Origin of the sequence: Candidatus Hydrogenedens sp. (assembly GCA_035378955.1) — a bacterium.
In the GTDB taxonomy this organism is placed as follows: domain Bacteria; phylum Hydrogenedentota; class Hydrogenedentia; order Hydrogenedentales; family Hydrogenedentaceae; genus Hydrogenedens.
Genome location: DAOSUS010000032.1, coordinates 20,378 through 34,316, shown reverse-complemented (window position 1 = coordinate 34,316; position 13,939 = coordinate 20,378). Strand labels below are relative to the sequence as shown.

Here is a 13,939-nt window from a genome sequence, read left to right as displayed (position 1 = left end):
CTGGTAGCCAAAAGCCTATAACATGCACTATAACCCATGGGGTTATTACTTGTATAAAAGAAAATACAAGGGATACCCCCATAGATGTTGGTGATGAAGAAACTATAATTGCTCCATTACTTTTTGATATACAGGTAAATGGAGGATTTGGGATTAGTGTTCAGGATGAAGATTTGACCGAAGATAATTTATTAGAATTGTCCAGAAAGTTATTTCATTTGGGTATTGTTCGTTGGGTTCCTACTATTGTGTCTAACTCTATTGAAAAAACAGAATTTCTTTGTAAGGTTATTGGGAACAGTCTGAAAAAAAATAAGGAATTATCTTTTGCTATTCCCGGAATACATCTGGAAGGACCATGGATTTCGCCTGAAGATGGCCCTCGTGGAGCACATGCAAAAAAATACATAAGACCTCCTTCCAAACAAGAATTTGAAAAATATTATAAATTGGCGGATGGTAAAATTCTTTATATTACATTAGCACCGGAGACAAAAAAAGCCATTCCATTTATAAAATATTTAATATCCAGAGGAGTTTGTGTATCTTTAGGTCATCATAATGCAAGTCTTTCTCTTATGCAAGATGCGGTAGAAGCAGGGGCTACTCTTTGCACTCATATTGGTAATGGTATTCAAAATTATATTCATCGGCACAACAATCCTATATGGTATTCTCTTGTGGAGGATAGGTTATCTGTTTCAGTTATTGCAGATGGACATCACCTCCCTCCTACAGTTCTCAAAATTATCGCTAAATGTAAGAAACCTAATAATATTATCCTTGTATCCGATGCTACTAAGTTTATGGGAATGTCATCAGGAGTTTATAAGGAGTTTGGCTCAGAAGTAGAACTTAAAAAAAATGGGGAACTTTGCTTAAAAGGAACTCCATACCTTGCTGGTAGTGCATCCTCTTTGCTGGATTGTATCCCTATCTGGCGGAAAAATACATGGAATTCATGGGACAAATGTTTTAAATGTGCCTCTTCTATTCCGGCAAAACTACTAAAAGTAAAAATGCCACTTTTTCGTGTGTCCGTAGGAGCAAAAGCAAACTTTATATGTGTTAAAATGAATAGAGAAAAAAATAAGTTGGTTCCTGTTGGTGTATTTTGCAATGCTAAAAATTTCTTTTATACACAAAAATGAGGTTTTTAGTGGAACTTCTTATTGAAAAATAAGTATTCTATAATATAAAAAGAGTTACAATATTATAAAATAAAGTAATAAAACATGAGTTGGGAGAGTAGCAGTGCCCAAAGCCTATCTGATTAAAGAGGATGATAAAGAAAAGTATCCGGTTCATTCTCATTTAATCATAGGAAGAACAAAAGAATGTAATATTGTCATTGAAGACCCGGCCGTATCCCGTAAGCATTTTGAACTTATCAAAAGCGAGGATAGTTACAAATGGAAGGATTTAGGTAGCACTAATGGGACATTTATTAATGGACAGAAAATGTTATCCGGTGAGTTACATTCCGGAGATACCGTTCAAATAGGAAAGACCCTTTTCCGTTTTGAAATAGAGGAAAATAGTAAGCCTACAGAAGCCTCAGGAGTAGGAGAAATAGAGGAGCAACATTCTATTGTCTCCCATACTTTCCTTAGTATGGATGAGTCTACAGTTTCTCCTGTAAAAGAGCAACATGCAACTCTATTATTAGAGACCTTATGTAAGGTAATAAACGACATTTCTACCAATTTTGACCTTTGTGAATTACAGAACAAAATTATTGAAGCAACTTCACATGTTATTCCAATAGACCATGGGGCTATTTTACTTACAGATGAAGAAGGGAAAATACTCCCCTGCCCAAAATGTTCCCGAGTGCATCAATGGGAAGGAGGGCATCTGGTTGCTGTTCCTGTAAATCGTGTTCGTATCAGTAATACCGTTATTTACAAAGTAGTGAAAGAGCGACAAAGTTTGCTCTATCAGGATATTATGGATAATGAAGACTTAAAAAGGGCAGTAAGTATTATTTCGTTAAATGTTCAATCTGTTATTTGTGTTCCTCTTCGTGCCAAAGAGAAAATATTGGGATTGTTTTACATGGATACTGTATCGGATAAAAACCGATATTCGGAAGAAGAATTACTTCTTGCTTCAGCCGTGGGGAATGCTTCCGGGTTAGCGATAGAAAATGTTAAAATTTATCAGGAATTGATAGAAAAATATAGAATGGAACAGGAACTGCAAACAGCCGCTACAATTCAACAAGGCTTCCTCTTCAATAATTGGAGTTCTATTCCTAAAAATTGTGATATGTTTGCTCAGACACTTCCCGCAAAGGTAGTGGGTGGCGATTTCTTTGATGTGATATTGCTTCCAGATAATCGTTTAGGTTTTATTGTAGGTGATGTTTCTGGAAAAGGAATGCCGGCTTCCCTTGCTATGGTTCGTTTGCTTACGGAATTTCGTATTCAAGCCCAGCGATTATCATCGCCAATAGAAGTGCTTAAAGCCCTCAATGAAGATTTATTTGAATATGGACAGCAAGGGATGTTTTGTTCTTTTTGCTATATTGTTGTGAATTTAAAGACGGGTGAGGTTACGGCTGTAAATGCAGGACATCTACCTGTTTTATGGTGGCGAAATCATAAAACAGAATACTGTTTCCATCCGTCAGGTCCACCCTTAGGGGTGTTACCGAATACCGTATGGAAGGAAGATAAAGATATTTTGTCTAAAGAAGATGCCCTTATTCTGTTTACAGATGGAATTATTGAAGCACGACGAGAAGACAAGAATAAAGAAATAACCGACAGAGAATTTGGTATTGATAGATTAAAAAAGACCATAGAAAATTTACATTTAGAAAATGCAGAGAAGGCGGTTCAGGATATTTTACAAAAAGTTCAGAAATATAGCGCACCTAACCTCCCACATGATGATTGCACATTATTACTATTTCGGTGGTTAAATCATGCATGATGATTTTACAATTACCTTTCGTTCACATCCGAAACTGCTAAAACCTGTTCGGGCTTTAGTGCGTAATTACCTTGAGATGGCTCATTTTTCAAAGGAAAGGATTGATGATATTGTGTTAGGACTGGATGAAGCCTGTACGAATTGCATTCGGCATGCTTATCATGGGGCAAAGTCGGGGATTATTCATTTGTCTGCGCGGTTAGGAACGGTTTGGTTGGAATTTGAATTACAAGATTGTGGAAACTGTCCCCCTAAAGATTTTCTGATTAGAGAAAAAAGAAACGATGTAACACCAGAAAAACTTAAACCTCATGGTCTCGGGCTTATTATATTAAAACGAGCCTTTGATGAGGTTTCTTTTCATGTAAACGAGAATGGTGAAAACTGCCTTGTATTAAGGGCACGACGAAAAGCATTTAAGAAAGGTTAAATAATGTACATGGATATTCAAACGATAGAAAAGAACGGAAATTATAAAATTCAAGTATCTGGACAGGTAGATTTATATACCTCTCCTAACCTGAGAAAAGCCATTTTGGAATCCGTTGATAAATCGAAAGATATCGTTATTGTTCAACTCTCGCAGGTAGAGTATATGGATTCTTCAGGAGTTGCTACCTTGGTAGAAGGACTCCGTTCGGCTAAAAAACAAAAGAAATCATTCCAAATCCTATCTCCTTCACATGCTGTTCGGAAAGTATTAAATCTGTCGCGGTTGGAAACGGTATTTACAATCACAGAAAGTAATGAAGAATGATTAGATATTTTTTAGGCAGTATAGGTCGAAGTTTTTTAAATGGCGTGCATTCTGCACTTGTAGTTTGTGTTTTAATTATGGATACGCTGAACTGGCTATTTTTGCAACCCGTATTGGGTCGAGGCTTACGATGGCGTAGTGCGGTGGAACATTTCGTAGAATATGGATTCCATTCTATACCCATAGTCGGTTTAATTTCTCTGCTGGTGGGGATTATTATGGGGATGCAATCTGCCTATACATTACAGCAATGGGGTGCTACCATATTCATGGCAAATCTGGTAGGCATTTCTGCCTTACGGGAATTGGCACCGCTAATGTCCGCCATTCTTATTACAGGACGGAGCGGTTCTGCTATTACTGCTGAAATAGGAACTATGAAGGTGTCAGAAGAGGTAGATGCTCTTATGGTAATGGGATTAAACCCTGTTAAATTTTTAGTTGTTCCGAAGTTTTTAGGTATGGTAATTGCCGTTCCCTGTGTTACAGTCCTCTCAATGGCGATAATGATTGCAGGGGGATTTATTGTAGCGGTGGGTATTCTGGGAATTGATTTCTGGGCCTATTTTGACCAGACCGCAAGTGCGCTGGTTTCTAAAGATTTATTTTCAGGAATGGTTAAAAGTATCTTTTTTGGATTGACTATTTGTTGGGTTGGTATCTATCGTGGATTTCAAGTAGAAGGAAGTGCGGAAAGTGTAGGTAAAATGACTACATCTTCTGTTGTTACTTCTATTTTTACCATAATCATTGTAGATTTAGTCTGGACAGCGTTATTTTACTTTACAGAATGATGAACAACGATAATAATGAATATGTAATTGAAGTAGAGAACCTTGTTGTTCAGTATGGAACGAAAAGAGTTCTTGACGATATTTCTTTTAAAGTAAAAAAAGGAGAAATTTTTGTTATTTTAGGAGGGAGTGGCTGTGGCAAAAGCACCCTCTTGCGAACACTGGTAGGACTAATTCGCCCACATTTCGGCAAGATTATAATGTTTGGTAAAGATATTACTACAATGAGTACACAAGAACAAATAGAGGTTCGTAAACGGATAGGAATGTGTTTCCAAAATTCCGCTTTGTTTAATTCTATGACTGTAGGTGAAAATGTGGCTTTACCATTAAAGGAACATACCCGTCTTGCAGAATCAACTATCGAAATTATGACACAAATTAAATTGGACCTTGTGGGATTGGGCGGTTGCTCCAATCTTTATCCTTCACAATTAAGCGGTGGAATGAAAAAAAGAGCTGGTATTGCACGAGCTATGGCTTTAGACCCTGAAATTATATTTTATGATGAGCCTTCCTCCGGTCTTGACCCTATTGTTGCAGCGGGGTTGGACCATCTTATCCGAAAGATGCAAAATACTTTTAATCTAACCAGCGTTGTGGTTACTCACGATTTAGAAAGTGTCCAAATTATTGCCGACCGTGTTTGTTTATTACATGCAGGAAAAATAGTGGCAATTGGCGATTTGAAAGAGATGGAATTAAATACCGATTCTTATCTGCGACAATTTTTTACACGAACACCCAATCCGGAAGAAAATCAATCTTCTTCTGCAATTTTAGATTCTTTCGAAGATATGTAATAATAAAATAAATTATAAAGATATGGTGATTAAAGATGAGTTCAAAAGCGAGTGAATTTACAAAAAAGGAAATTATTGCAGGTTTTTTTGTGCTGATTAGCGTTATTGTCCTTGTGGCTTTTGTCCTTTTGGTGCGTGGTTATCGCCCAAATGCAGGGACAAAAATTTATTACACAAAATTTAAAAATACATTAGGTTTGGACCGTGGTGCCGATGTGCGTTTTGGCGGACTAAAAATTGGAAAAGTTACGGATATTTATCCGGATAGTGAGGACCCAAGTCAGGTATGTGTTAAACTGGCTGTTTCCCCGGAGATTGTTTTAAATCAGAAATGTATCGCCACAGTAGAGCAAGTTTCTCTTACCTCAGCACGACATCTTGAAATTTCAACAGGTGAAGCCAATGCCCCTAAATTGGAAGATGGAAGTATCATACCCTCTTTAACTAAAACAGGTAGCCTTGTGGAACTACCCGATTTTTCAAGTACAATTACAAAAGTAGAGAAACTTTTAGATGATTTGACTGATTTTTTAGGTATGGACGAACTCCGCAAGGCAGAAGCGACAAAAGAAACCAAAGCACGAGTTACAGAATTGACACAGCAAATCAGTGGAACATTAGAAAAAGGAACAGATTTTATCAAGGAACTTAATAGTCTGGTCAAAGAACAAAAGCCACAAATTGCAGATATTTTGAAAAATATTCAGGACATAGAGAAAGACACCCAAAAAGTGTTAGAACAAGTCAATACCGTAATCTCGGAAAATCGAGGCTCAATACATGACTCTTTGAAATCTGTAAAAGATGTTTTGGCAAGAGTGCAATCCATAGCAGATAATAGTGCAGATGATTTAGAAAAAATATTAAACAATATAGAAAAAATTACCGGAAATGTGGATAATTTGTCCTCTGAAGCGAAAAATTGGATGAGTAAAAATCGAAGAAATATTGATGAACTCATTCTGGATATTAAAGAAACCATTCGGAATTTGCGTTTATTGTCGCAAACTTTATCCGAACAACCTCAATCTATACTTACAGGGAAAATCCCGGGAGGTAAAAAATAAAAATGTTTCTATCTCTTCTCTATAAGAAGTCTTATTGGCGATTAAATCGATGTCTTTTAGGTTGCATTTGTCTCGCATTTATTTTTTTCGGTTGTATATCAGGTCCCTCTTTACATTACTACACTTTAGAAAATACAATTAAGCCTGTAGAAGATGCATCCCCATTATGTCTTCAGGTAGCAAGTATCCGTTTATCAGAATCGTTGAAAAGAAAAGAGATTATGGTTCGAAAAAATTCCGTTCAGGTGGATTATTACTCTATCCATCTTTGGGCTTCCAGTTTGGAAGAATTGATAACAAATAAAATAAATCAAACTTTTTTGTGTTATCAATCTGAGAAAAAGTTACCGGATTATTATCTACATATAGATGTGCTTAATTTTGAGGAAGTAGAGAGTTCTACTTTTCCTGTTGCTTATGTTAAATTTGTCGTTCAATTTTTGAATCCGAGTAGTATGGAAATATTAGCCCAGAAAATTTATTCCATTGAAAAAGAATCTCCGAATAAAGGCGTTCCTGAATTAGTAAAAACTTTTTCTACCTGTGTTGATGAAATAATAAATAAAATATATATAGATGCAAAAAACATTGAAAAACCTTAATAAAAGGACTATTTTCATCCATGCCACGAATAGAAATGGATGATTTTTTAAGTGATTACGAAAGGGCTGTTTGCTACTTTACACTTCCAAAGTTAGTGTATCACATCAGTCCCATCAGTATCTTTATTTACTGTATCGGTGTTATTTTTGCTTTCTCTTTAACCTTTTGGGGATTAATTTTAGGAAATCCACAACTTTCGTATATAGGGACTTTTATATTAATTGTCATTACATTATCCGGACTTATCTTATTTATGGGTAGAACCCTAATTAGTGAACTACGTTGGCGAAAATGTCTTGCAGAAGCACATGGTTCTGCATCCGAGGAAACCTTAGACCTACCCGATCCTTTTGAAAATCATGAACTTTATCTTATCCCACTAAAAGAAAAAGAGAATATATTATTTCCGTGTGTGAATCGTGCTGGAGAAATTCAGTATTTTATTGAGAAAAAAAGTCATGAATGGCTTGTAAAAGATACTTTAGAAAATGAAGTATGTGCAATTTTTATAAAACGCAGTTGGTTCTCTATCGCATTTACATCAAAAGCCCCTAAAATATTCAATGTATATAGAGATAGCAAACGAATTGCGAATATCAAGCCGCGCTTCTCTTTGTTTAGTTCTGTGTATACAGTAACTCTTTTTGAAAATGGTAATGAAGCATATCGTATTTTGCAATCCGGTATTTTCCACCGTGGAGAATTGGTAGGAAGAATCTATCAAGTTCGTCATAACTTATATCTTGATATTAGGAAAGACCATTTTAATCTCGGATTGCTATCATTTTTTATAGGTTGCCAGGACTATTAGTTGTTGCATTAATAGAAGAAGGGGACTTGGTATGAAAAATTTTGATAAATTGTCAAGAAGGGACTTTATGAAAGCGGCATCAATTATTCCTTCATCGTTATCTATAAGTATGCTGATGGCACAAACGCAAAATATAAAAGAAAAAGCAAGAATTGGAGTTGTTGGAGTTGGTAATCGAGGGCATTTTTTGGTGGATTTGTTGACACAATGTTCGGATGTCGAAATACATGCTATCGCAGATATTAAAAAAGAACATGCAGAACGAACAAAATTATTATGTGAACAACGACAAAAATTTTCCCCTGAAACTTACACCAATGGAGAGACCGATTTTGAAAATTTAGTGAAGCGTGATGATATGGATTGTGTGTTATGTGCAACCTCATGGGAATGGCATACTCCGGTAGCACTATCGGCTATGAAATCGGAAAAAATAGCGGCTCTTGAAGTCCCATCGGCAACAACTATTAAAGAATGCTGGGAATTAATTGAGACTTCGGAAAAACAAAAACAACCTTGTTTTATATTAGAAAATGTATGCTACTTTCAAGAGCCATTAACGATTCTTCGAATGATACGGGAAGGTTGTTTTGGTGAAGTTGTTCATGCAGAAGGTGGATACCAGCACGATTGCCGATTCCTATTAGCCGATGAGACAGGTCAGCTGACTTGGCGAGGGAAGAAACTTATTAACAGAGTAGGAAACTCTTATCCTACTCATCCTATTGGACCTATTTCGCAGTGGTTTAATATCAATAGGGGAGACCGTTTTACTTCTTTATATAGTGTTTCAACCCCTCCTTTCGGTATCCATGAATATTTTATAAAAAAGTATGGTCCGGAACATGAATTATCGAAAATGAAAATAAAGCACGGAGATATAAACACCACGATACTTCAGACATTTTTAGGTAAGACTATTACGCTATATCATGATACATCATTACCACGCCCCTATGACTCTATCTTTAGACTTCAGGGGACAAAAGGAATTTATTTCGGCTCTTTACAAAAAATATATTTAGAAGATATAAGTCCTCAGAAAGATACTTGGGAAGATTTTGAATCTTATACCAAGAAATATACCCATCCAATTTGGTCTGCTTATGAATCTGCAGGAGGTTCTACAGCCGGACATGGGTTGGGCGACTTCATTACTGTACGGGAATTGGTACGTGCTATCCGAACAGGACAAACCTCTCTTCCCGATGTTTATGATTCGGCTACTTGGTCAGCTATTATAGATTTGTCAGAGCAATCCGCTGCTGCAGGTGGAAAGAAAGTCGATTTCCCTGATTTTACAAATGGGCGTTGGAAAACCAATCAGCCCATTCCCGTTATCCAACTGCCCCAACAATGGCTTTCTTCTTGTTAAAATTAAGATAAATAAAAATATGCCTTCTCTCCCGCAAAATTAAAAATTTTTCTGCAAATTATTCTTCTTCTACGGGAGATGTTTCATCTGATTTCAAAGCAAGTAACATCTCTTTTATATCAAAAAAACCACGCACACCCACATAAAAAGTCATTATAGAATACCATACAATACAAAATAGGGCGAGCAATAACCAGAAATAAGACATATACCGAAATCCTTTTTAATAAGAAGGTTCTTTCTTTTTTACCAGAAATTTTTTAAGTAATGAGCCGATAATCATAGCAGTTCCCGAAGCTAAGTAAGAGGCGATTCCCGATTTATAGGGACCTACATGTTGTGCCCATTCAGCAGTTGCGGGCAGTTGTTGTAAAACTAAAAAACCAATGGGGAAAAGAGCTCCTAAAATAATAGATCCCATAGCACCCCAGTTATTGGCGTCTTTCCAGTAACAGCAAGCAATTAATAAAACGGACATACTAGATAGGTAAATGGTCCCGGTTACGCCTAAATAGTCCCACAAATTTCCTTTTAGTGGATACCATAATCCGTAAAATAGCAGGAACATACCAATGCATCCTACAATAAAACGATTTATGAGAACACCCTTTTTTTCTGACCATTGTTTATTTCTTCGGAAGGGTGCCAGAATATCATTGTAAATAACACCACCCCATGTAAGCATATAAGCAGAATCCGTAGACATGTCCGCTGCAAGCATTCCTGCTATCAAAATCCCTATAAGACCTGTCGGCAAGAAAGTGCTTAAAAACTTTGGCATAGCATAAAGTGTATTCCCTCCAATTTGTTCTGGGGTTAAAGTGGCTAATGCAGCAATTCCCCATAATCCAGGAATAAGAAATCGTGCTGTAAAGAAGAAACTTGTATGCATGTAAATTTGCTTGCCTGTTTTGGTACTTTTTGCCGAAAGAATTCGCTGAATAACTGCCTGCCATGTCAATACAACAGCAAACTGCAAACAGAGATTAAACAAGACAAACTCCCATCCTCGTTCCATTAAGAAAGGATTAAACCCGGCAGCACCGTGATGCTTTTGCACGGCTTCTACTAAAGGCGTCCAGCCAATTTTTACAAAGATTAAAACAGTAATTACCAGCATACTTAAACTCATTATGATAAATTGTAAAAAGTCGGTTACAAGGACGGAAAGCATTCCTCCAAGGACAGTATAGAGTGCTACAATGACGAGCAGAATTGTCATCATTATTTCAAGATGATAGGATTGGGCAAAGGCTTGTGGGTCAAATCCTGCGGTTAGTAATAAAAACTCACCGCCTGTTCGTAAAAATACACCCATATTCAATAATCCACCAAGAACAATAACCACTCCTGCTAACCATCGAATTGTGGGACCAAATCGTTTTTCAAATAGTTCAGGGATGGTCATTACACCGGCGTCGCGCAAAGGTTTGATACAAAAACCTGTAATGCCAACAACAAGCATGGCGATAGTTTGAAGTATACCTGGTGTGGACCCAGCAAAACCCATTTTGAAACCATTTTGGGCTGTATACATGCAGGTAACAATGCCGAACTCTGTCGCCGCTAACGATGCAATACCTAAATAGAGATTCATTTCACGCCCTGCTACAAGATAGTGTTCTACCTTCCCCACATATTTTCGAACAGCCAATCCTGCGATAATCGTTAATAGGAGATAAAGACTTACGATACCTGCATCAAGAAAAGTAAAATGAGTAAGCATTAAAACGACCCTTCATTGGTTAAGGAAAGTTTTATATTGCAAAAATAATAACAAAGAAAGAATAAACTTACAAATTCTTATAGGACGAAACTAATTTTATATCTAATATTAAGTTCTAATAGACTGATTGATATTTCTTAATCGCTCACAAAGAATATTGATTATATTCAAAAGTAAACGAACCGCCGTCTTTTTAGTTAATAGTTTTTCAAAACTTGTCTCACTGAATACTAAAAAAGAGCTATCTTTAATCGCTTTTGCAGTAGCAGAACGGGGTTGCTTTGTTAGTAATGCCATCTCCCCAAAAATTTCTCCTTCACCTAATTGAACAATCTCTTTTTCTTCCTGATATATACCCACACCCCCTTGAATAATAAGATATACACGGCTGCCTATACTGCCTTGATAAAACACCACCTCATCTTTTTGAAAGTGAACAACAAGTCCCTGCTCAATTAGTTTCCGAATTTCTTCAATATTCAATCCTTGAAAAAGATGAGAATTAACTATTTGTTGTTCAATCTCTTTTTTATTCATGAAAAAATTGTAAGACTTATTGATGTATTAAATCCAATATACAAACCGTCTGCATGTAGGACAGGTGTATAAATTATCGGTTTCCTGTCGAACTCGCTGGACAAAATCTGTATGCAAAGTCATATAACATCCATGACAACGGTCCCCTTCAATCGGAACAACAGCTGGCGGTCTTTTTGCTTTCAGTTTATCATAGTGCTGCAAGGTTCTTTCAGAAATTAATGCCCTTAGATTATCCACCTTCTGCTGTAACTGTTTTTTACCACGGGTACTATTTTTTAGTTCCTCTTCATGGAATTGTAAACGGATAAGTAAATGTATTTCAGGGATAGAGGAAGATGTTGCGACAGGTTTTTCTTCATTGACAGAGGTTTTCTTTCTAGGAGGGATTAGTTTGGACGGTTCATCTGATTTGGTAAGAAGTTCTAATAATTTTTCATAAATTTCTTTGGATGTGGTTTGTTTCATTATTGTCTGGATATTTTCTTTTTTATGAAAAACCTTAGAGATACTCGCCGCTAAACTTAAATAGACGGAATTTTGAGATGGGGGATAGCAAATCATAATGGAAAAGAATACCGGTTTGCGGTCCTGTGCCACGAAATCAATTCCGTCAGGAATACGAGCTACTGCTGTGATTATTTTGTTTAAATCACGGATACCTGCATGTGGTAAAGCCAGACCGTTTCCAAGTCCAGTGCTGTCAACTGATTCTCTTTCAATTATAGAGGAAAGAATATTTACTCCTTCAGGTATTTTATTTTCTTTTTCAATTACTTCGACTAATGCAGAAATGACTTCCTGTTTGGTTTTGGCTTCAAGTGATGGGATAATTGTTCTCATGTTGAAATATTTATCGAATTCCATATATTGTCTCTTTTTCATAGGTATATCTTTATCACAGATTTTTGTCGATAACTATAAATATTATTATACTTTATACCATTCTATTTCCAATTGAAGGATTCTTCCCCAAAATGATTTGTAGCATATACCCATGGAATGTATCTATCTCTCTTCCAGAAAACAAAATAATTCCTTAAACTTCGCTCTCTTGATAAAGAATAGTTACGACAATAATGGTTTCCTGATCTCTACCATCATGCCTTGTAGTGGAGCAAGGACATTGTGTAATTTGTAGTATCTTGGGACGGGTTCGTTTAATCCAATCATTAATTAAAGTATCCATTTGATGAAGCCCTTCCACGCTTGCTTTTCCAATAAAAGACTGCACCCTCATAATTTATTCTCCTTTCCTATTCATATAACTATACACTATCGCAGGACTTATTTCAATACTTTTTCAACAGTTTTTCTCATAATATCTAAAGGTGCAGAGCAGCCTGTCCATAATTCAAATTGTAAAACAGCCTGTTCCAGAAGCATCTCTATTCCTGTAATTATTTTACAACCTTTACTTTCGGCTTTTTGTAAAAGTTCTGTATATAAAGGTCTGTATATCATGTCGAGCACGGTATGTTGTGGAGTTAATAAATTATAAGAAAAATTTAGTTTTTCATTGGAATGTCCTGCCATTCCAGCGGGTGTTCCCTGAATGATAATTTCATGGGAACTTATATATGGTTCAAAATTCTCATGTAAATAACCCTGCTGGAATTTAATATGAGGATAGACCTTTTTTAAATCATTCATTAATCGTTCCAGACGAGTAGGTGTTCTACCTAAAATGGTGATTTGTTGAGGTTGCACTTTTTCTGCAAATGTAAAAGCAACAGCACGAACAGCCCCACCTGCTCCCAGAAATAGAATTTTTTTGTTATTTAAATCTACCCCCGCTCGATGGAAAGCATTTAAAGTGCCAATTCCATCCGTAATGGTTCCAACAAGTTTATCTCCCTCATGTGTAATGGTGTTGACACTTCCAATTTTTTGAGCCACAGGGTCAATTTCATCAAGAAAAGGGATAACGGCTTCTTTATGGGGAATGGTAACGCTAATCCCACGGAAGTTATCCATAGCACGCATACCCCGTAAACAGGATTCCACATCGGTTATGTCAAAGGCAAGATAGACATAGTTCAGACCCAAACTTTGGAATCCTGCGTTATGAATTGCCGGAGATAAAGAATGCCGAACAGGGTGTCCTATAACAGCACATAATTTTGTATTTACATCAATATTTATCATTTTGTCTTCAATTATATTCATCCCGGAGGCCAGCCTAATTCTCTACCACCTAATATATGTAAATGTATATGAAAAACGAGTTGCCCTCCTTGAGCGTTACAACTTAAAACATAACGAAAACCTGGTTCTGCAATCCCTTCCTTTCGGGCAATTTCATTAGCACGAAGGAGCATTTTTCCTAACAGTAAAGTATCCTCTTCAGTGGCATCGGTAATTCGGGCGATATGTTTACGCGGAATGAGTAATACATGTACAGGTGCCGCTGGATGTATATCGCGGAATGCATAAAACTCCTCGTCAGAATAAACTTCTGTAGAAGGAATCTCCTTCTTCGCAATTTTACAGAAAAGGCAATCTTCACTCATAAATATTTCTCCA

Annotated in this window: 17 protein-coding genes; 10 read left to right on the top strand and 7 right to left on the bottom strand. The window is 36.5% G+C overall.

What is annotated here, in order from left to right:
- The 10 genes from PLA12_08205 to PLA12_08160 form a co-directional block, all read left to right on the top strand.
- Nucleotides 1–1,151: amidohydrolase family protein (locus tag PLA12_08205; GenBank protein ID HOQ32482.1), on the top strand; the 1,151-nt coding region annotated here is incomplete at its 5' end.
- A gap of 103 nt (nucleotides 1,152–1,254) precedes the next feature.
- Complete coding sequence (locus tag PLA12_08200) at nucleotides 1,255–2,940, top strand: SpoIIE family protein phosphatase (protein ID HOQ32481.1); 1,686 nt, start codon at nucleotides 1,255–1,257, stop codon at nucleotides 2,938–2,940.
- A complete protein-coding gene (locus PLA12_08195) occupies nucleotides 2,933–3,370 on the top strand; it encodes an ATP-binding protein (protein ID HOQ32480.1) in 438 nt (145 codons plus the stop codon). The genes PLA12_08200 and PLA12_08195 overlap by 8 nt, the downstream gene beginning before the upstream one ends.
- Before the next feature lie 9 nt (nucleotides 3,371–3,379).
- Nucleotides 3,380–3,697: an STAS domain-containing protein gene (locus tag PLA12_08190; GenBank protein HOQ32479.1), complete on the top strand. Its 318-nt coding sequence runs from the start codon at nucleotides 3,380–3,382 to the stop codon at nucleotides 3,695–3,697.
- Nucleotides 3,694–4,491, top strand: a complete 798-nt coding sequence (locus PLA12_08185) for an ABC transporter permease (protein ID HOQ32478.1) — start codon at nucleotides 3,694–3,696, stop codon at nucleotides 4,489–4,491. The genes PLA12_08190 and PLA12_08185 overlap by 4 nt, the downstream gene beginning before the upstream one ends.
- Entirely contained in the window at nucleotides 4,491–5,294 is an 804-nt protein-coding gene (locus PLA12_08180) for an ABC transporter ATP-binding protein (protein ID HOQ32477.1), read from the top strand. Before PLA12_08185 ends, PLA12_08180 begins: the two co-directional genes overlap by 1 nt.
- Before the next feature lie 35 nt (nucleotides 5,295–5,329).
- Entirely contained in the window at nucleotides 5,330–6,361 is a 1,032-nt protein-coding gene (locus PLA12_08175; protein ID HOQ32476.1) for an MlaD family protein, read from the top strand.
- Nucleotides 6,362–6,363: 2 nt separating this feature from the next.
- Entirely contained in the window at nucleotides 6,364–6,963 is a 600-nt protein-coding gene (locus PLA12_08170) for an ABC-type transport auxiliary lipoprotein family protein (GenBank protein HOQ32475.1), read from the top strand.
- A 20-nt stretch (nucleotides 6,964–6,983) separates the two neighbouring features.
- Entirely contained in the window at nucleotides 6,984–7,775 is a 792-nt protein-coding gene (locus tag PLA12_08165) for a hypothetical protein (GenBank protein ID HOQ32474.1), read from the top strand.
- 31 nt (nucleotides 7,776–7,806) lie between these two features.
- Complete coding sequence (locus PLA12_08160) at nucleotides 7,807–9,150, top strand: Gfo/Idh/MocA family oxidoreductase (GenBank protein HOQ32473.1); 1,344 nt, start codon at nucleotides 7,807–7,809, stop codon at nucleotides 9,148–9,150.
- Nucleotides 9,151–9,208: 58 nt separating this feature from the next.
- On the opposite strand, the gene PLA12_08155 is transcribed toward PLA12_08160, so the two are convergent.
- The 7 genes from PLA12_08155 to PLA12_08125 all read right to left on the bottom strand — a co-directional run bounded on the left by PLA12_08155 (nucleotide 9,209) and on the right by PLA12_08125 (nucleotide 13,926).
- Nucleotides 9,209–9,358 (bottom strand): hypothetical protein, encoded by a 150-nt coding sequence (locus PLA12_08155; GenBank protein ID HOQ32472.1) that lies wholly within the window; start codon nucleotides 9,356–9,358, stop codon nucleotides 9,209–9,211.
- Nucleotides 9,359–9,373: 15 nt separating this feature from the next.
- Nucleotides 9,374–10,876 (bottom strand): sodium:solute symporter family protein, encoded by a 1,503-nt coding sequence (locus PLA12_08150; protein ID HOQ32471.1) that lies wholly within the window; start codon nucleotides 10,874–10,876, stop codon nucleotides 9,374–9,376.
- Between the two features lie 108 nt (nucleotides 10,877–10,984).
- The gene (locus PLA12_08145; protein ID HOQ32470.1) at nucleotides 10,985–11,413 is read right to left on the bottom strand and encodes a cyclic nucleotide-binding domain-containing protein; all 429 of its coding nucleotides are present in this window, start codon (nucleotides 11,411–11,413) and stop codon (nucleotides 10,985–10,987) included.
- Nucleotides 11,414–11,440: 27 nt separating this feature from the next.
- Nucleotides 11,441–12,280 carry a PTS sugar transporter subunit IIA gene (locus PLA12_08140; GenBank protein ID HOQ32469.1) on the bottom strand — a complete coding sequence of 280 codons (840 nt, stop codon included), beginning with the start codon at nucleotides 12,278–12,280 and terminating at the stop codon, nucleotides 11,441–11,443.
- Between the two features lie 172 nt (nucleotides 12,281–12,452).
- The gene (locus PLA12_08135) at nucleotides 12,453–12,653 is read right to left on the bottom strand and encodes a hypothetical protein (GenBank protein ID HOQ32468.1); all 201 of its coding nucleotides are present in this window, start codon (nucleotides 12,651–12,653) and stop codon (nucleotides 12,453–12,455) included.
- Between the two features lie 47 nt (nucleotides 12,654–12,700).
- Nucleotides 12,701–13,582 carry a shikimate dehydrogenase gene (gene aroE / locus PLA12_08130; protein ID HOQ32467.1) on the bottom strand — a complete coding sequence of 294 codons (882 nt, stop codon included), beginning with the start codon at nucleotides 13,580–13,582 and terminating at the stop codon, nucleotides 12,701–12,703.
- Nucleotides 13,579–13,926: a histidine triad nucleotide-binding protein gene (locus PLA12_08125; protein HOQ32466.1), complete on the bottom strand. Its 348-nt coding sequence runs from the start codon at nucleotides 13,924–13,926 to the stop codon at nucleotides 13,579–13,581. Before PLA12_08125 ends, aroE begins: the two co-directional genes overlap by 4 nt.
- Between the last annotated feature and the right edge of the window lie 13 nt (nucleotides 13,927–13,939).